Consider the following 17,671-nt stretch of genomic DNA (forward strand, 5'->3'; position numbering starts at 1 on the left):
GCTGCGTTTCACTTGGAAGATGCGGATCCCTAAAGCACATTGAGGCACTGTCGGGGGGGAGGAAGCGTATAGGGGGCGGAGGCATGGAAGCGTGGAGGATTGAACGGCGGCTTCCGTCTGTCTCCCTCACGTTCATGCGTCCACACGTCCACACAGTCGCCTATGTTTACGGGAATCATCGAAGAGGTAGGTACTCTCACGAACGTCGAGGATCTCGGGGGCGGCAAACGGCTCACCATTGAGGCGGAGATGGCACCCACGCTCCGGGTCGACCAGAGCGTCTCGATCAACGGCGCGTGCCAGACGGTCGTGGCGGTGGATGCCGAGAATCGCACCTTCGCCGTCGATAGCATTGAGGAAACCCTGCGCAAAACGACGTTCGGCCGTTTCACGGCGGGCGCGCCGGTCAACCTGGAGCGTGCACTGCAGGCCGGCGACCGGTTGGACGGCCATTTTGTGCAGGGACATGTGGACGCCACCGGCACGATCGTCAAGGTCGAGCGGGAGGAGACAGACTGGCTGTACACCATCCAGTTCGATCCCAAATACGCCGCCTACCTCATCCCGGTGGGCTCCATTTCCGTAGACGGCATCAGCCTAACGGTGGCGCGGCTTGAGGAGGAGACCTTTACCGTCGCGATCATTCCGCATACCTACAAGGAGACGAACGTGGCCGACGGGTGGACGGAGGGAGCGGCGGTGAACCTGGAGTTCGATCTCATCGGGAAGTATGTGACGCGCAGTTTGACCGCGAGCGGCGAGACACCCGATCCAGAGGCACTGGCGCAGGCCTGGGGAGAGGAGTAGGGAGGACGCTGTGACCGGAGAGGATGGATCGTTCTCGTCCTATTGCAAAGTTTTCGCTAGAGGCGTTGTGGAAGCGTGGCAGCACCCTGATCGGGAGCGCTCAGATGCGAACGGAGCACTCGGGTCCGCGGGGACGAAGAGAGATTACGTGTGTGGATAGTCCATTTGTCTGGCAATCTGACGCCGCACAGTCGGTCCCGTTAGCCGTTCCACGACGTGGAGTCCGAGATCAATGCCCGCCGAGACGCCCCGGGCCGTAATCACGTCGCCTACGTCCACCACGCGATCGTCGACCACCTGCGCGCAGTACGGCGCCAAGTCGTCGAATGCATTCGGATGCGTGGTTGCCCGTCGATCGTCAAGGAAGCCCGCCGCCCCCAGAAGTAGGGAACCAGTGCAGACGGAGGCCTTCAGGCCAACAGGCTCGGCGGTCCTCATCCACTTCAGGAAGGCGTCGTCCTCTTGCAGAAGGGCAGTGCCATGCCCGCCCGGCACCACGAGCAGATCGTACGCGTCTAGGGCGGACCCCACGCAATCGGGGGTGAAGTGCAGTCCCCGTGCATCGGAGATCGGTTCACGGAATGCGCAGAGGTCCCACGCGAAGTCGTCTACGAAGCCCATCGTCTTCAGACGAGTGATGGGGTCGTAGGCCCCGATGAGGTCGAGGGCGGTAAGGTCGTCGAAGAGGAGGAAGGCAACGGTCATGAGAAGGGTTTTTCTGATGGACGTCTCATACCGAATCTTGCTACAGGCTTCAGGTAGGGGAGCTACGACGATGTAATACGCAAATCCCTCTCGGATCGTCGGCGCCGTCAAGGAGGGCACCAGAAGCGCCGTTGGACTCCAACGGCGCTACGGAAGCCTACTTCTACCGGAATAGAGCCCCCGGAGTTGGGATCACTTCCCCTTCCAGAACAGAAAGAAGCCCGTTCGTGCCTTTGCCCGAATCGGCCAGTGCGGGGGCGCTTAGAAACGGGTTTGCTGATTTTCCTTCGCACGAGAGAGCCCGTCCCGGAAGAATCGAGAGATCCGAAGACGCTCGGACGGGGGGTTGCGTTCGGATGCTGGGGACCTCGGTACAAGCCCTTTTCTTGAGCGGGATCCCCCAGCAACGATTCAAGACGTTTCCACCAGCCAGCCGATGATGCGTCGGCGGTCTTCGCGGGGAGCATCTTTGTAGAAGTGCACTTCGACCGTGTCGAGGGGAGCGTAAAGGCCCACCTTGCCGGCGACGCCCGGCAGTCGGCTCGTGCGCGATCCGGGAATCGACGCCGAAAAAGACGCGCCGTACCGCTTCTCGCAGCGAGCGGCGAATCCGCTCAGAATCGGCCCGGCGGTCTCGTCCTCGAACGTCGCCTGTACGTGCAGAGGATACGCCCGACAGTCGTTGCGAAGCACGACCTCCCGGTCGGCTCCGTCGTACACGAAAATGTCGTGCGTGTCGCCGTTGCGCAGATGCGCATCGAGCTCACTCGGTGACGCGAAAACGACAGGGGCGTCCGTCTTCGTCGAAGGAGAAGCACTGCTCTTCTTTTGAGCTAAAGCCATCGCTTTCCTTAAAGACGCTGTTTACGTAGTCGCGATCGATGGGACCGTTGAAGTTGAGAATGTCCCCGTGCCGAAGAGCGTTCATGATGGCCGCCCCGCCCCCCATATGGAGCATGCACACCGGTTCGTCGGCCTCTCCGAAGTACTCGCGGTAGTTGTAGGCCTCGTAGCTGTTGTGCACCGAGAACGAAAGCGTGTCGTCCGACAGCTCGTCGAGTTGCCAGTAGCCCCACCCGAAGGCATTGACGACCCCAAAGAGGGCCGTCATGGAGTCGTGTGCGCCGGGGCTGGGACCGAAGTGCGACTTGCGAAGCAATCCAAACTCGGAGGAGAGCAGGATATTTCCGAGGGTGTAAAATCCGCACACGTGGCCCGCTTCCTTCAGCAACCGGACGCCGAGGGCGCGGGACATGTTGTTTTCCTGAATGCGGTCCAGGAAGATCTGCGAGCAGATGTTGTAGTAGAGCGACGGAATGAACGTCAGGTACACGTTAAACGCCGGGATCAGACCTTTCTCCGGGTCCCCCACGAGGTCCATGTTCTGAACCGCCGACGTGACGGGCGGGGCAGGAAGGTTCTCGGGCTTAGGGTTCGGCGTGAGGGCATCACGGTGCTGCTGGAGGCGCTTGGCTTGCTCCATGTAGTTCTCGACGTTGTCCTGTCGATTGCTATGCCGGGTGACCGTCCACGTGTTTTTGTCGTCGCCCATGGCGATGCAAGAGGTCTGCTCGACCTCCACGTCGCAGCCGTAAGCCGCCGTTAATGCTCCCTGCAGGGCTCCCGTCAGGAAGAAGTCTTGCGGTTCGTCCTGGACGCCGAACTTGCTCTTGTAGCCCTCAGAGTAGTGAGACGCCGTTGCCGTGATGGTATCACTCTCTAGAGCATCCGTCACCTGCGGATTGCCATATCCCCGTACCCGAAAAAGGGCCTGCGCGTAGGCAAGCCGTCGATTGAGGGACCACTCAGCGTCGAAGGCGCGCACGAACATAACAAAAAACAGGGCGGCCGACACGTTGACCAGGACGGCGTCCATCCCGGTGTCGGAGCGGGAGCGGAGGGTCTTCTGCAGGAAGCAGTTGTAGTGGTGGCAGTGGGCCACGTGGGTACTCCCACCCGGTCCCACGAGATGACCACGGTCTACAACAGGCTGCAGGGATTGCACCGCCTTAGCCCGAAGGTCAGGGGATACTACGTCCATTTGACTTCGTTGCTAAATAAAGAGCGAACGAGGACGGTAGAGACAGAAACCGCTACCGATAGCACTGGTCCGGAATGTGCTCGTTGACGTTGTTCTCGATGGCATTCTCGAGCGCCTCGACCACGTCCGGGTTGCTGCACTGCTCCAGATCTTCGAGCTCGTCCATGTTGCCCACTCCGATGGATTCGAGTGCCTCAGAGGCCTCCATAAGGATGAAGGCCTGGGTATTTTTGTAGGATTTGACGTTGTCGGTTGTCTCTTCGAGCCAGTCCCACAGGGTCGGAAGGTGAATGACGTCCGTGTCATCGTCGGTCGTCTCTTCTGCCGCAGACGCCGTCCCGTTCCTGCTGCTAACCCCGTCCCTCGACGCGTCTGCAAGAGACGACGTCTCTTCCCCCTCCGTGTTTTGGTCTTCGCTGCCCTCCTGCTGTTTGTAGGCGGCATACGCGATCGTGGGCTCCTCAATGAGGTCTCGTTGTTGCAGCTGACGGACGACGGCAAAGATCTCCGGCTCACTCAGCTCGAGCGTATCGGCAATCTGGCCGATGCTCGTGTCCCCGTCGAGCCGGTCGTAAACGGCCCAGCAAGAGGGGGGAAGCATAAGGTCGGGATCCGGTTCGCGCCGACGCACGAAAACAGTTCCTGAAAACATGGATGGCGGTGGCAACGGATGTGAGGAAACACGAGGGGCGACTTACGGCGTCCGCCTCCGACAGCCGGCATGGCTGTTGAGAGACGGCCCCGAATGTGTTCTAGGTGATAAACAACAATCATTCCGTCCCTTCTTTCTCATTACATCCATCAATGGTTCTTCGTCCGATTCGGGAAATCGGCCCGCCTCGTCCTCGATGTCCGGGAGGCGACGGATCGCGCACCACGACTACGAAAAAAGGCGGCTCGGGGGAGCCCGAGCCGCCTTGATCACGATAACCGAAATGTGTGCGTACGGGGGTTATGCTACCGCAGCAGGCTCGCGTACATTTTCGGCAGCCTGCACCATGTTTTCGAGTGAGGGCTTGACCTCAACCCAGCGGCGTGTCTTGAGGCCGCAGTCCGGATTGACCCACATCTGCTCGGTGTCGAGCACCTCAAGGGCCTTGTGGATGAGGTCTTCCATCTCCTCGACCGACGGCACACGCGGCGAGTGGATGTCGTAGACGCCCGGCCCAATCTCGTTCGGGTAGTCGAACTCGTCGAACGAGTCGAGCAGCTCCATCTTCGAGCGGGAGGCCTCCACGGAGATCACGTCGGCGTCCATGTCGGCGATCGCCTCGATGATGTCGTTGAACTCCGAATAGCACATGTGAGTGTGGATCTGCGTCTCGTCCTGGACGCCGCAGGAGGCGAGCCGGAAGCATTCCACAGCCCACTCCAGGTAGTCGTCCCACTGACTCTCGCGGAGGGGCAGCCCCTCGCGGAAGGCGGGCTCGTCGATCTGGATGGCCTGCACGCCGGCGTCTTCGAGGTCGACCACCTCGTCGCGAATGGCGAGCGCGATCTGGCGGCACGTCTCGGCGCGCGGCTGATCGTCGCGTACGAACGACCACTGCAGCATCGTGACCGGGCCGGTCAGCATGCCCTTCACCGGCTTGTCGGTCTGGTCGTTGGCGTAGGAGAGCCACCGCACGGTCATCGGCTCGGGACGGCTCACGTCGCCGGCGATGATGGGCGGCCGCACACAGCGGCTGCCGTAACTTTGCACCCAGCCGTTTTCGGTAAAGAGGAAGCCGTTGAGCTGGCGACCGAAGTATTCGACCATGTCCCCCCGCTCACTCTCGCCGTGCACCAGCACGTCGAGGCCAATCTCCTCCTGCGCCGCAATCGTGTCGGCAATCTGCTCCTCGATGAACTCCTCGTACTCCGCCTTCGAGATCTCTTCCTTCTTGTACTTCGCACGCATCTTCCGCACATCGTTCGTCTGCGGGAAGGAGCCGATCGTCGTGGTCGGGAGCGTCGGCAGGTCGAGGGCGTCCCGCTGGATGGGGCGGCGCTGGGCGTGCGGAGAGTTGCGCTCCGTCATCGAACCGTCAATGCCATCCACACGGCCCTGCACGGACGTGTCGTTAATCCAGTCGGACTCGGCGCGCGCCGTCTGGGCGTTGCGGCTCTTCTCGAAGAGGGCCTCGGTGCCGTCCACGTCGCCGTTGGCGCGCTCCGTCAGCGCCACGATCTCCTCAATCTTCTGCTTGGCAAACGCAAGCCAGAGCTTCATGTCGTCGTCGAGGGCCGGCTCGGTGTCGAGGTCGACCGGCACGTGCAACAGCGAGCAGGACGGCCCCACGAGCACACGGTCGGAGCCAAGCGCGTCGACGGCCGTCTCCACGGTGTCGAGGAGCGCGTCGAGGTCGGCCCGCCACACGTTGCGTCCGTCGATGAGGCCGAGGGAGAGCGACAGGTCCTCGGGCACGCCATAATCGAGGGCATCCTCCAGCTGGCCCGCGCCCCGAACGAGGTCGAGGTGCAGGACGTCGACCGGCAGGTCCAGAGCCGTAGGGAGGTTGTCCTCCAGGCCGCCGAAGTACGTGGCGACGTGCAGGTCGAGGTCGGCCGCGTCGGCGAGTGCCTCGTAGGCCTTCGTGAAGGCCGCGCGCTCCTCGTCGCTGAGATCGAACACGAGATTCGGCTCGTCGAGCTGTACCGCGTCGGCCCCGGCGGCGGCGAGCTCCTGCAGTACCTCCGCGTAGACGGGCAGCAGGTCGTCGAGCAGGTCGAGGGCGTCGAGGTTGTCCTCCTGCGTCTTGCCGAGTAGCAAGAACGAGACCGGGCCAATGATGACCGGCCGCGTGTCAATGCCATGCTCCTTCGCCTCCTTGTACTCGTCAATGACCTTCGTCGAGGAGAGGGAGAAGTTCGTGTCGCGCGAAAACTCCGGGACGATGTAGTGGTAATTCGTGTCGAACCACTTTGTCATCTCCATCGCCTGCACGCCGGAGTCCTCGCCCTCCAGGTCCTTCTCCTGCAGCCCGCGGGCCATCGCAAAGTAGGTATCGAGGTCTACGCGTTCGCCATCCCACGGGAAGCGTTCGGGCACAGCACCGACCATCGCGCAGGTGTCAAGCACCTGGTCGTAGTAGGAGAAGTCGTTGGACGGCACCACGTCGAGGCCGAGATCCTGCTGCTCCGTCCAGTGCGATTCACGGAGTGCCTGGGCCGACTCGATGAGCTCTTCCTTCGAGAGGTCGCCTTTCCAGTATCCCTCCACGGCACGCTTCAGTTCACGGTGCGCACCGATACGGGGAAAACCGAGATTGCTTGCCTTCGCCATAGGCGTACAAATGGTTCATGCGTGAGGAGAATGGAATCTGTAATGTGAGGGCGTTTGTGGAAAAATGCTACGCACGTCGGTTTATTTCCTCAAACATCCATATTACCCCCAGGTTATGTTGGGGGTAGGTCAAAATTGGAGGAAAAGATTAGGGCGTGAGTATGGGGTCTGGCATGAGGTAGTGAGGCGCACTCGTGTGCACTCGTTTGAATGCAACGAGCCCCCGGAGATCAATCGCCAACCCCGTGCGAAACCCTCATCGAATCGACTCTCGATTGCACGCCCGGATACCGGATCCGGCAACTTAATTCAGGACGGAAAAGAATCTGTAGCGCTGTCGGAGGAGGGGGGCGAGATTGTCCGCCGCACGATGGAGACGCTCTGTGTCGAGGCAAAAAATCCAGTGTCGCGACGCGTCGGACCTGCGGCTACTCTCGCAACGGCACACTCCAACGGCGTTTCGGACTGAGCTTCCATATTGGAAAAAAGCTGCAGGATTTGGTATGAGCGGTCCGTTGACACTCTCTTCTCTCCCCGCTTAAGTTAATTAAAGCATACATACCAATTCTATTTTGTTTTATTTTTTTCTCCTCGCTTCCCTTTTCTCCATGCCTGAGTTTACCGGCGCGACCGACGAGACACACGTCTTCACCCTTCCCTCCGAAATCGACGCCGTCCGCTTCGACCGACGGCAGGCCGCCCCCGGTGGGGAGATCGGCCTCGAAATCCGCACGCTCTTCTGCGCTGAGGGCTCTCGTCTCCAGATCAAGCTCGTCGACGCGCAGGGGACCGTCCACAACACCCTCGACGGCCGGCTCGCGGGCGAGGACATGAATCTCCGGCTTCGGGTGCCGCAAAAGGCGAAGGGCGGCCTCCTGGCGAAGGTCAAGATGCCGAACCACGGCCTCTCGGCCGAGTCGGAGGCCCTGAAGGTGACCGAGCCGGTGCGGGTCCGCGGTGGTCGCAGGAAGAAGTCAAACGCGGAGACATTCTCACGCTCACAGCCGACGCGAAAGGCGCGCCCGACGGCCGCCGGGCGACCGTCCGCATTTTCGAATACAAGGAGCGCGGGGCGCACGTCCCGGTGACGCGGCTGCGTCCTCGGGTAGAAAACGGAGCCGTGGAGGTGATGTACCGGTTCCAGTATCCGGGCGACACCGCGGACATTGTGCCGGAGTGGAAGGCGCCGGAGGGCTACGTGCAACCGCAGTTTTTCTACACGGTGGACGTGAGCGGCATCATCGCCGATTCGCAGGACGCGAAGAGCACGGGCGTGATGCGATTCGTGGACGATCTGGATCTCCGGTTTGTAAACGAGGGAGGAGCGCCGCTGGCCAATCAGACTGTCGAGCTCACGCTCGCCGACGGCTCGACCGAAGAACGGCAGACGTCTGGGGAGGGGCGCGTCCAGCTGCGAGAGGTGCCGCCGGGCCCGGTTCACGTTGGGCTGGCCGGCTACGAACCCGCGTCTGACGAATCGGAGTCCGAGGCCGATCAATCGCCGCCGTCCGAGGATGCAACTCGGCTCGTGATGGACACGGCGGATGCGACCGCCGGCGTGGCGACCGGAGGCGAGGAGACGGTCTGCGTCGTGCCGCCACGAATCGACCTTCACCTGGAGCACGGGCTCGTCGGGGCGAAGCTCGCGGGCACCGACTACACGCTGAAGATCAAAACCGAGGACGGATCCACGTCCACCCTCGAGGGAACGGTGGACAGTGAGGGGCGGCTGCAGCAGGCGGTGCCGGTCGGAGCGGTGGCCGCCGCGCTCACGCTGAAGACGGAAGGCGGGACCGTTACGGTGCCGCTGGATCTCACGTCTCTTTCGGCGGGGGGGGACGAGGCCGGGTTGCAGCAGCGCCTCGCGCAGGCCGGCGTCTACGGTGGCAAGGTTGATAGCAAAAACGGGGCGGTCACCCGGGCGTCCGTTCAGACTTTGCAGGCACAGCTGGGCCAATCGCCGACCGGCACGATTCCCGAAATGGAACGCCCCATGCTCGACGGTCTGCGGTTTCGGGATGCGTAGGTCCCTTTTCTTTTCTCAATTGTTTTGCACTTCCAATCTCAGTTTGTCATGTCTACGCCCGATTCATCAGAACCGACGATCGAGTCCTGGATTGAGGAGAGTTTCTCCGATTCTGGGCAGGCCGCACTGGACCTGCTTCCGGAGGATGCGCCCTTTTACCGGCGGTACGGCAACTACACCCTGCGCCGGGGCGACTGGGACGGCTCCTGGCCCTCGGCGCCGGTGGAGGAGGGGCGGGAGATCGGGCTCGCCAACGGGGACCTCGTGCTCCCCGGCATTGTCGTGGACCCGGCCGAGGAGCAGCCCCCGACCATTTCCCTCGGGGGATACGTGACTCAACTGCAACTGGACCTGTGGAATCTGGGCTTTGGCCTCATCCGGGAGTTTGACGGGGTGTTCGGCCCTCGGACCGAGCAGGCCGTGCGGGAGTTTCAGATCTACGCCGGGATGGGCCGGGTGGCCGAGGAAGACCCGAAGGCCGCCGGGGAGTACGTCGAGCGGCTGTCGGGGACCGACAATCCGGAAGGATCCATGACGCGCTACACCGGAGAAGTGACGGGCGTCCTCAACCAGGAGACGCGCCGCTGCCTCACCCACTGGATCAATGAGGGCTACCGGTGCCCGGTGGTCATCACCGCGCGGACGGGGGACGAATACGCGTCGGTCTACGACGGCGATGCAATGGCCGAGGGGGCCGATCCCGAAAACCTGTGGGGCCACGACGACCTGCAGAGTAATAGCCCACGAGTGTTCGCCGTCGACTTTACCGACTACTACGATCTCCCCTCGGAGCCAGACTCGTCTGACCCATCTCTTGATGGGATTCGACACTTTGTCTTGGGCGAATACAACTCCTATGAGGGCGATGAAGGCCCAGTCTCCCAACAGTATCACACTTGGAATGAGGGTGAAATTACTCCGCAGCGACTCATAGGAACGCCCGGGGAGCACCTAACTGAAGCCGACCAATCCACGTACGATGTCGTCCACGCGGTCTCTCACATCGAGTGCATGGGCTATTTCGACTCGGTGAATGCCTATGACCGAGCCCTCGTGTCCGTTGGTCCGTGCCACTGGACGCTCGGTTTAGCTGACTCGTCTGGGGGGGTAGGAGGAGGAGAACTGTGTGGGTATCTCGCCTATCTGCAAGAGTGTAATCCAAACGCGTTCGAGAAGGCATTCGGCCGATTCGGCCTGGGCCTGAACCATCAATGGGGGAACTGGGAGGATCCGGGGGGATCCCCTGACGGGAGCACGCTTTACGACGACGCATCTCGGACCTACTCCAGCTGGGTGCAGTTGCCAGCGCAGGACCTAGATCCTGAGGGGAAGGGTTCCGATGAGGAGAGCAGTGAGGAGATGCAATCGATGCCGAAGGCCCCACCTGATGCCAAGTCCGAGGCGCTGTACTTCAAGTCCTGGCATTGGTTCTACCGGTTCGTGATGGCAGGACGCACGGTCGAGCCGTATCGTCAGAGAATGTGGGACATGGCTCGGGTTCGGATTCGAGATCTTCGTTCCGCCTCCCTCCCATTGGAGGCACCAGAGAAAGCGGAATGGTCGCCAGAGGAGATCACTATCGGAGACATCTTTACCTCCGAGAAAGCCATGGTGATGGTTTACTGCTGGCACATCTACTCGCCTAGCGATGTTTTTCCGTTAGTAGGCCAATCGTGCCTTGAGGAGGTCTTCGATCATGCCAGTTCTGGGTACCACGACGTTCACGAACAATATGTGGACCAAGAGGACGAAGAACTGCAAATTCAAAGGCAACTGACCATAAACGGCGAAGAGGTCGATGGAGCACGCCTCGACTGGTCGAGACGGCCCGGCTCCTGGTCCGACCGGCATGAGCTGGCTTTGATCGGCGGGCTTCTACAGCGCTCCAGTGGAGAGATTCGTCGGCGGATCGGGCTGCTTTTTCTAGACGAGCACCAGACCCTCGACGAAGGACGAGGCTCGTTCGCGTTTGCGGATGCGGGACTACCCGAGAGCCCTTGAACCGGGTGAGACTTGCTTTTTCTGGAACAGGGGAGAGGAATCTCGCAGAGCAAAGCTACGGAAGACCTTCCTCATACGCGGCGTGCTTGAAGCGAATCGTGCGCGAACGGACCTCTGTTTCACCGGGTTCGTGGAACCGAACGTGGAGATTCCGCCAGCGAGATCCGTTTGGGGCAGTCGTGTATTCGTCGGTCGGCGTGAGCTCAACTGCGTATCTCTGCCGGTGTATCCGGGTATACCACGTTCCGTTGCACCTCGCGTAGACGGTGAATTCGTGCTGAGCAGGTCCGGTCTCCCCGACTGAATTCTCACGGAGAACACGGTCAACCTTCTGGTCGTCGTTTAGGTCACTTCGCCAGACGGTCTGGGTTTTCATCGTGCTATCCAGAATTGTCGGTGCTCGTCGTCCGGCGGGACAGTTGGGGGGAAAAGCGCCCGCCTTCTGCATCTCGGACCTGGTGTAGGGAGAGTCGTGATGCACGAACCACGCGGAACCCGGTAGTAAAGCGTAGCGCTCGATATCTTCATAGTAGCGATAGATCCGCGTTGGATACGTCACATCTTCAGTTCCCAAGGGGGGGGAGTGAGGAATCTTCATGAACTGCCGCCAGTGTTGCCCACTTTTGGTTTCAGCAAAAGCCGAAGGCACGTAGCCGGTGCCACTTGTCCACTCGGTCGAATCGGGGTGAAAGGGTTCAAAATCATATGCAGAAAGCATTCTCATGACAGGAACATATCTGCCTCCTCCGCAGGCCAAGTAGAGCGAAAAGTCGCATCCAGCGCGATCACAGTTGACGGCTGGACCCACGTCGAGTCGTCCGTCCCGGTTCACATCTTCAAGTAACCACGTTTCGACCGTTGCTGACCATAGTTTCTTTCCTCTGTACGTTTCCTTAAGAGGCTCGACGGTAGCTTTCGTGTCATAGCTACTCGAATCGAGGGTGATAGTTACAACCCCATTTTCTGGGCCAACAGGACAGTCCACACCCGCAGAGTCCAGCTGGGAGGTCTGTAGCTCAGCCTTGATTGTATCCGGTCTTGGGACGGTTGTCGACGCACTCGAATCGTGCGCCGCAGAATCCTCCTCGGTCGAGGCAGAAAGCGCGGCCGGCGAACGGCCTCTGGAAGAAGTGCCCGAACCGGAAGCGAACCGGGTATCCTCGGTCACGATATCCGTGGATTCTACCGCTTCCGCTGGCGAAGGGTCGCCTGACTCGGGTGATCTGCAGCCCGAAACGAGGAGCAGGCCGAAGAGACAAGATACGGAGAAGAGAGCGAATCCGGGAAAGGAGTGGCGCATTGGCTCGCATGGATTCAATGACAGAAATGTATTCTTGCATATGCCGTGTCTTTCCTTTCGTTCACATAAAATGGTTCTTTCGCTTGGGTCCAATCACGGGGGACCACGACCAGGAGACGCGCCGCTGCCTCACCCACTGGATCAATGAGGGCTACCTGTGGCGGGAGGTCGACGTGCCGGGGGTTCCCTACGCCCAGTACGTGGCCACCCGGACGAAAGACGGCAGCACGCGGTACGTCCGCACCCGTGAGCCGACCGTGGACGAGGAGGCGCTCGATGCGCTGAGGAGCGGGGAAGTGGTCGCCCTCGACGCGCCGGTGGCCGCCGGGGACATGCTGTGGTGGAGCGGTGCGTTCGGCCTCCCGTCCGGGGAGGTCGCAATCACAGACGCCTACGAGCGAGGCCCCACGGTGCACTGGGAGGTGTTTGCCGCAGACAAAGCCTTCGGGCACGAGGACGGCGTCGGGGACGGGTCCGAGGCCGGCGCGTGGTCGGTTTTTGAGGATCAGAATGACGATCACCGCCTGGACCCGAGGGAGGTGGAGGCGGCGGGGCAGCTGCAGGACCGGTGGGCCGAGAGCACCGCTGCGGAAACCGATACGTTTGCGAAGGCTCCATCCGAGGAGCGGAGCCCGTTTTTCATCATGGAGGCCCCGTGGAGCCGCCGGATCGCGGCGAAGTTTCGGAGCGAGTGGGGCGTGAAGGACGTCGAGACGGTGATGGCCGACGAGAAGGGCTACGAGGCCGACGGGCGGGCGGCGATGAAGCGGCTGCAGTGGTGGGACGAGGTGCGGGACGCGCGGTCGGCGGCGGGCTCCTCGGTGGAGCTGCCCGAGGACGCGACGGTGTGGCACTACCACCCGGTGGGGGCGCTGGAGGCGATCCGGCCCCGCTTTACGGCAGAAGGAGACAACACCACGCTCGACGGCCCGGTCGAGACGATCGAGGACGTGGCCGATCAGGTCATCGGGGCTCTTGGCTACAGCGGGGACCTCTTCAGTCTCGATGAGCAACAATTCGAGCGGGTGCGGTCGGAGATGGACTACGAGCGATCCAGCGACAGCAATCTGAAAATCAAGGTAGCGGCCCCAGCGACCGAAGCGCCGGAGGAATTCGCGCATGTTCACTTTGAACCGAACCGATACGGACACGCCACCTTCAACGGAGCGAACTACTTCCTCGGCATCTTCGCGACGAGCACCGGAGCCGGCGACCCGGAGCTTTACGAGATGCTACAGGAAGGCAGCCCGATTGAAGGCGTGCCGGGCCGCACGCCGGTCGAGAGCGCGTCGGAGACTCCCATGGACTGGTTTGGCGAAATGGAGAAAAACATATGGGCATCGCTGACCGCATCGGAGGGATCCCTTCAAGCGCTCAACACCTACGACACGGCGTTCCTGTCGGTGGGGCCGGTTCAGCAGACGGCGGGGGCGGGCGAGGCAAAAGGCGAGCTCCAGGGGGCGCTGGATACCCTTCGCGAACATGCCGAGGAGACCTACTGGCGGCATTTTGGGCGATTTGGGCTCAAGCCGGTGGGCGCCACGATTCAGGGCGGAGCGAAAAAGGCCCACGTTGAGCTCAACGGCGAGGTGCTCGACACGCCGGAGAAGAAGGAGCGGCTCCGCCGGTTCAAATGGGCGCACCGATTCCAGGAGGCGATGCAGGACCCGACCGTCAGGTACTGGATCATGCGGGAAGGCTTCAAACGTCTGGATCGGATCCGAGACTGGGACGCAACCATGCAGCTTCCTGACCAGCAGGGGAAACCGCAAGAGATGAGCGTCCGTCTGCAAGATGTCTTTCAGAGCGATCTGGGGCAAGCGCTCATCTTGGACGCCCACATCAATCGTCCTGGACTGGTGGTCCCGTATGATGATGACAATGTCTGGACGAGCAAGGCGACGAGCCTGCTAAAAAGTCGAAACGGGACGGCGAGCGATCCAACCCTCACTCCGGATGAGGAGCGTCAGCTGATCGAGGCGATATTACAGAACAGAGTCGATTCGCCTATGAGCGACCCCGAAGGACGCGCGATCGGCATTCTGAAGTATACCAGTGATGAGGTTGTACAAACTTTGGCTACGACAAACCAGCTTGCTGACCAGCCGCAAACCGTGCCCGCCTTCTTAACACGCGTACTGAATCTGGCCGAGAACCGAGACCATTCTGGTGAGGGAGCCTGGGGTGATATTCAAGGTCACGAGGCTGAGCCCCTCTCCTTCAGACGTGAGTAATGGACCGAAACTTCCAGCCGCTACCTCAAATGTGTCTAAGTCGAAATTATGCTAACGCATTCGACTTCCAGGCGTCCTTTACTTTCGGGATTTCTTATATGTTCTCTGCTCGTTTTGATATCAACACTCTTCAGAAAAGAAGACGCGAACCAACACGGTGAAGTCGTCGCCAGTTTCCACGTTATTGCACATGTTGTCGGGACCGATACCACAAGACCAACTCCGATTGAAGAGCGACCTTGTGGAACCTACGACTGGTTTGATGCTCCGGAGGAAGGGTGGGAATCCTTAAGCTCCAGCCCCTTACCTGGAACCCACTATGCGTCGCTACACGAACTAACCTGCAAGTGGGCTGCTTACCAGAATGGTCTGAGTCTCGACTCTACGCACCTTCCGAAGTACGTGCGACCGGTGGGGGACAGTCTCCGCCTTTCCGAGGACGCCGTAACCTATGGGGTAAAGATGCGGCCCGCCGATCCGGATCCCCTGGATAAAAGCAACCTTTACCTCGTCGCCGAGGTGGTTGATTCGCTGTTCTTCAGTGACATTGGAAAAGCGCGGCCCTATCAAGACGAATCCCCATCCACCGTTTCCATTCGAGCGATGCGGCCGATTGACGTGCCCGGTGCTGACTCTCAGTATCTTTGGGTCGAAATCGAAGAACGACATCTTGACGAGGAGGGCTCCCCGACAGGCGTCTACACTCGATGGCGTGGACACATTTTTGCCTACGACCGCCGTCGCGGCATGCGACATCTGCATCGCGCTCCCGTGCGCGTGGAGCGAACGCGGGGTGAGAAGCTCATCGGCGCCGAGCAGTGGGACGTGTCGGTCCCCGAACCCGGAATTATGCTCGTTGAGCCGCGCTCGAAGCGCGGGAAGGTGTGGGAAAACACCATTGACGAAGGCGGGGTGTCGCTCGGTCCGCCCCAGCACTGGATCGGGCGCCACGTGATCGACCCGACGGCCACCAGCAAGCGGGAGGTGGAAATGACGCCGGGCAGCAACTACACCAAGATCATCGACACCACGGAGGTGGAAAATTGGCGAGAGGTTTACGACAAACAGTAGGCAGGTTAGCACGACCGGTCGATTCAGCCGGAAATCCTGAAGGGTGCCAGTCACGTCCGCAATCGTCGAGTTCGAGTCGAGCAGCGTCGGATACAAATCCTTCAACGGAACGCCGCACACGTTTGGAATTGCAGAATCGGGCCACGGGGACGACGACCCCGACCCCGACTTCTACACCCTCCTCCAAGACTCTGGCCGAGAAGGCCTTCCGGAGAGCCCCTTCGACCGCAACGTATGGGCGTCGTTGAGCGAGTCGGAGGGTTCGCTCCGGGCGATCAACACCTGGGACGCGGCCTTCCTGTCGGCCGGGCCGTTTCAGCACACCGCGGGAACCAACGGAGGGAAAGGGGAACTGCCCGGCGTCTTGGATACGGTACGCGAGAACGCCCGTGATGCGTACTGGCACCACTTCGGCCGGTTTGGAGTGAAGCCCATAGGGGCAGAGATCTCCGGTGGGGCAAAGCGCGCCTACTTTGAATTGCACGGCGAAAAGTTGGATGCTCCTGAGAAGAAACGACAACTCCGCCGGTTCAAGTGGCCCCACCGGTTCCGCGAGGCCCTGCGAGACGAAGAGATCAGCCGGTGGGTGTTGACCGAGAGCTTCCGTCGACTGGGTCGGCTTTGAAACCGAACGCTCGAACGGACGGAGGGTCCATTCGTTGGCCTTTGATGCGCACGATGTCTATCCCAATGCCTGATCCGATGGCCATTGATGTGGAGCAGTGTCGGGCCGAAACGCCTGGATGCTCGAACGTTCTTCATTTCAACAACGCCGGGGCGGCCCTGCCGCCGCAACCCGTCCTCGATGCTCAAGTCGGACACCTGAACCGGGAGGCGGCCATCGGCGGCTACGAGGCCGAGGCCGAAGCCGAATCTCAGCTTCAGCACACGTACGCCGCGATTGCTCGAATGCTGGACTGCACGCCTGAAGAGGTAGCGATCGTCGAGAATGCGACGCGGGCGTGGGACATGGCCTTCTACGCCATGCCGTTTGAGGAAGGAGACCGCATCCTGACGTCACGAGCCGCCTACGCGAGCAATCACATCGCCTGCCTGCAGGTGGCGCGGCGTACGGGGGCGGAGGTGGACGTTGTCCCCCATGATGAGTACGGGCAGATCGATGTGGAGGCTCTCCGCTCTATGATGGATGATCGGGTGGCGCTCCTTGCGTTAACGCACGTTCCGACCAATGGTGGGCTCGTGAATCCGGCGGCACAGGTGGGCGAAATCGCCGGGGAAGCGGGCGTCCCCTTTCTACTGGATGCCTGTCAATCTGCCGGGCAGATGCCGCTGTCGGTCGACGAGATCGGGTGCACGATGCTTTCGGCCACCGGCCGTAAGTATTTGCGGGGGCCGCGTGGTACCGGCTTTCTTTACGTGCAGAAGGATTGGATTGAACGTCTGGAGCCCCCGCTCCTCGACCTGCACGCGGCGACCTGGACCGGTCCCGAGACCTACGAAATTCACTCCGACGCTCGTCGCTTCGAGACGTATGAGGGCCACGTAGCGGGAGCCGTAGGGCTGGGGGTGGCGGTGGAGTATGCGCTGACTCTCGGATTGGAGGCGATCTCGGAGCGCGTACAAATGCTTGCCGACACGCTACGCACAGCGCTGTCCGGAGCGTCTGGTGTCACTGTCCACGACGCGGGGCGTACGCGCTGTGGCATTACCACCTTCAGCGCCGAGCAGAAAACGGCCCCCGCGATCCAGACGGCGCTGCGGGAGCACGACATCAACGTTTCCGTCTCAACCCCGAGCTCAACACGTCTCGACGCCGAGGCTCGAGGATTGCCCGATCTTGTTCGGGCCTCCGTACACTACTATAACACAGAAGCGGAAATTGAACGCTTTGTGTCACGGTTGAAAAGCGTTTTGAAGGGATAAGCGACGTTCGCCGGCGTAGCACTGGTCCTCATCAAGAGGGGGCTTGTCGGTGCAGGGGGCGCGGTTTCGTGGGCCGCTCCAACGTGTCGGTACTCCCCCCTGTCCGCCCGGCGGCACGATGTAGGTTCGGAGAATGTCCGGTCCCTGAGGGATACCGGCAGGGTATTCAGGACGTACCCCAGGATGGAGTCGTCTGTATTCTCAAGTCAGCGTCATGCGTTCGGTTTTTTAATTGGGGGACGGGGAGACGGCAAGGCGTAGGTCTCACCCATTGCAGGCGACGTTGGGTTATACCTCCCCTGCCGGGGGAAGGCACACGCTTACGTCACGCCAGAGC

Annotated in this window: 14 protein-coding genes; 8 read left to right on the forward strand and 6 right to left on the reverse strand. The window is 61.1% G+C overall.

Annotated elements, in window-relative coordinates:
- Positions 1-162: 162 nt before the first annotated feature.
- Positions 163-807 carry a riboflavin synthase gene (locus BSZ35_RS12475; protein WP_105012753.1) on the forward strand — a complete coding sequence of 215 codons (645 nt, stop codon included), beginning with the start codon at positions 163-165 and terminating at the stop codon, positions 805-807.
- A gap of 144 nt (positions 808-951) precedes the next feature.
- On the opposite strand, the gene BSZ35_RS12480 is transcribed toward BSZ35_RS12475, so the two are convergent.
- From BSZ35_RS12480 to metE, 5 genes are all read right to left on the reverse strand, one after another.
- Positions 952-1,512, reverse strand: coding sequence for a DJ-1/PfpI family protein (locus tag BSZ35_RS12480; RefSeq protein WP_105012754.1), 561 nt, complete (start codon positions 1,510-1,512; stop codon positions 952-954).
- A 411-nt stretch (positions 1,513-1,923) separates the two neighbouring features.
- Entirely contained in the window at positions 1,924-2,355 is a 432-nt protein-coding gene (locus BSZ35_RS12485; RefSeq protein ID WP_146110078.1) for a hypothetical protein, read from the reverse strand.
- Positions 2,276-3,553 carry a 4-vinyl reductase gene (locus BSZ35_RS12490; RefSeq protein ID WP_105012756.1) on the reverse strand — a complete coding sequence of 426 codons (1,278 nt, stop codon included), beginning with the start codon at positions 3,551-3,553 and terminating at the stop codon, positions 2,276-2,278. The genes BSZ35_RS12485 and BSZ35_RS12490 overlap by 80 nt, the downstream gene beginning before the upstream one ends.
- A gap of 52 nt (positions 3,554-3,605) precedes the next feature.
- The gene (locus BSZ35_RS12495; protein ID WP_146110079.1) at positions 3,606-4,154 is read right to left on the reverse strand and encodes a hypothetical protein; all 549 of its coding nucleotides are present in this window, start codon (positions 4,152-4,154) and stop codon (positions 3,606-3,608) included.
- Between the two features lie 351 nt (positions 4,155-4,505).
- Positions 4,506-6,818 carry a 5-methyltetrahydropteroyltriglutamate--homocysteine S-methyltransferase gene (gene metE / locus BSZ35_RS12500; protein ID WP_105012758.1) on the reverse strand — a complete coding sequence of 771 codons (2,313 nt, stop codon included), beginning with the start codon at positions 6,816-6,818 and terminating at the stop codon, positions 4,506-4,508.
- A gap of 608 nt (positions 6,819-7,426) precedes the next feature.
- Here metE and BSZ35_RS12505 point away from each other — a divergent pair.
- Genes BSZ35_RS12505 through BSZ35_RS12515 form a run of 3 tightly spaced genes read left to right on the forward strand, consistent with a single transcriptional unit; the run spans position 7,427 to position 10,845 of the window.
- Positions 7,427-7,906 (forward strand): hypothetical protein, encoded by a 480-nt coding sequence (locus tag BSZ35_RS12505; RefSeq protein WP_105012759.1) that lies wholly within the window; start codon positions 7,427-7,429, stop codon positions 7,904-7,906.
- Positions 7,903-8,844 (forward strand): peptidoglycan-binding domain-containing protein, encoded by a 942-nt coding sequence (locus BSZ35_RS12510; RefSeq protein WP_105012760.1) that lies wholly within the window; start codon positions 7,903-7,905, stop codon positions 8,842-8,844. The genes BSZ35_RS12505 and BSZ35_RS12510 overlap by 4 nt, the downstream gene beginning before the upstream one ends.
- A gap of 48 nt (positions 8,845-8,892) precedes the next feature.
- Positions 8,893-10,845, forward strand: coding sequence for a peptidoglycan-binding protein (locus tag BSZ35_RS12515; protein WP_105012761.1), 1,953 nt, complete (start codon positions 8,893-8,895; stop codon positions 10,843-10,845).
- 55 nt (positions 10,846-10,900) lie between these two features.
- Here the strand turns inward: BSZ35_RS12515 and BSZ35_RS19740 are convergent, their stop codons facing one another.
- On the reverse strand, positions 10,901-11,563 hold the full coding sequence (locus BSZ35_RS19740; protein WP_105012762.1) for a hypothetical protein: 663 nt from the start codon (positions 11,561-11,563) through the stop codon (positions 10,901-10,903).
- Between the two features lie 665 nt (positions 11,564-12,228).
- On the opposite strand from BSZ35_RS19740, the gene BSZ35_RS12525 reads away from it, so the two are divergent.
- From BSZ35_RS12525 to BSZ35_RS12540, 4 genes are all read left to right on the forward strand, one after another.
- Positions 12,229-14,379, forward strand: a complete 2,151-nt coding sequence (locus BSZ35_RS12525) for a hypothetical protein (protein ID WP_105012763.1) — start codon at positions 12,229-12,231, stop codon at positions 14,377-14,379.
- A gap of 411 nt (positions 14,380-14,790) precedes the next feature.
- Positions 14,791-15,450, forward strand: a complete 660-nt coding sequence (locus tag BSZ35_RS12530) for a hypothetical protein (protein WP_105012764.1) — start codon at positions 14,791-14,793, stop codon at positions 15,448-15,450.
- Positions 15,451-15,493: 43 nt separating this feature from the next.
- Positions 15,494-16,075 carry a hypothetical protein gene (locus BSZ35_RS12535; protein ID WP_105012765.1) on the forward strand — a complete coding sequence of 194 codons (582 nt, stop codon included), beginning with the start codon at positions 15,494-15,496 and terminating at the stop codon, positions 16,073-16,075.
- 44 nt (positions 16,076-16,119) lie between these two features.
- On the forward strand, positions 16,120-17,334 hold the full coding sequence (locus tag BSZ35_RS12540; protein ID WP_258096218.1) for an aminotransferase class V-fold PLP-dependent enzyme: 1,215 nt from the start codon (positions 16,120-16,122) through the stop codon (positions 17,332-17,334).
- Positions 17,335-17,671 lie beyond the last annotated feature (337 nt).

This window comes from Salinibacter sp. 10B (genome assembly GCF_002954405.1).
Taxonomy (GTDB): domain Bacteria; phylum Bacteroidota; class Rhodothermia; order Rhodothermales; family Salinibacteraceae; genus Salinibacter.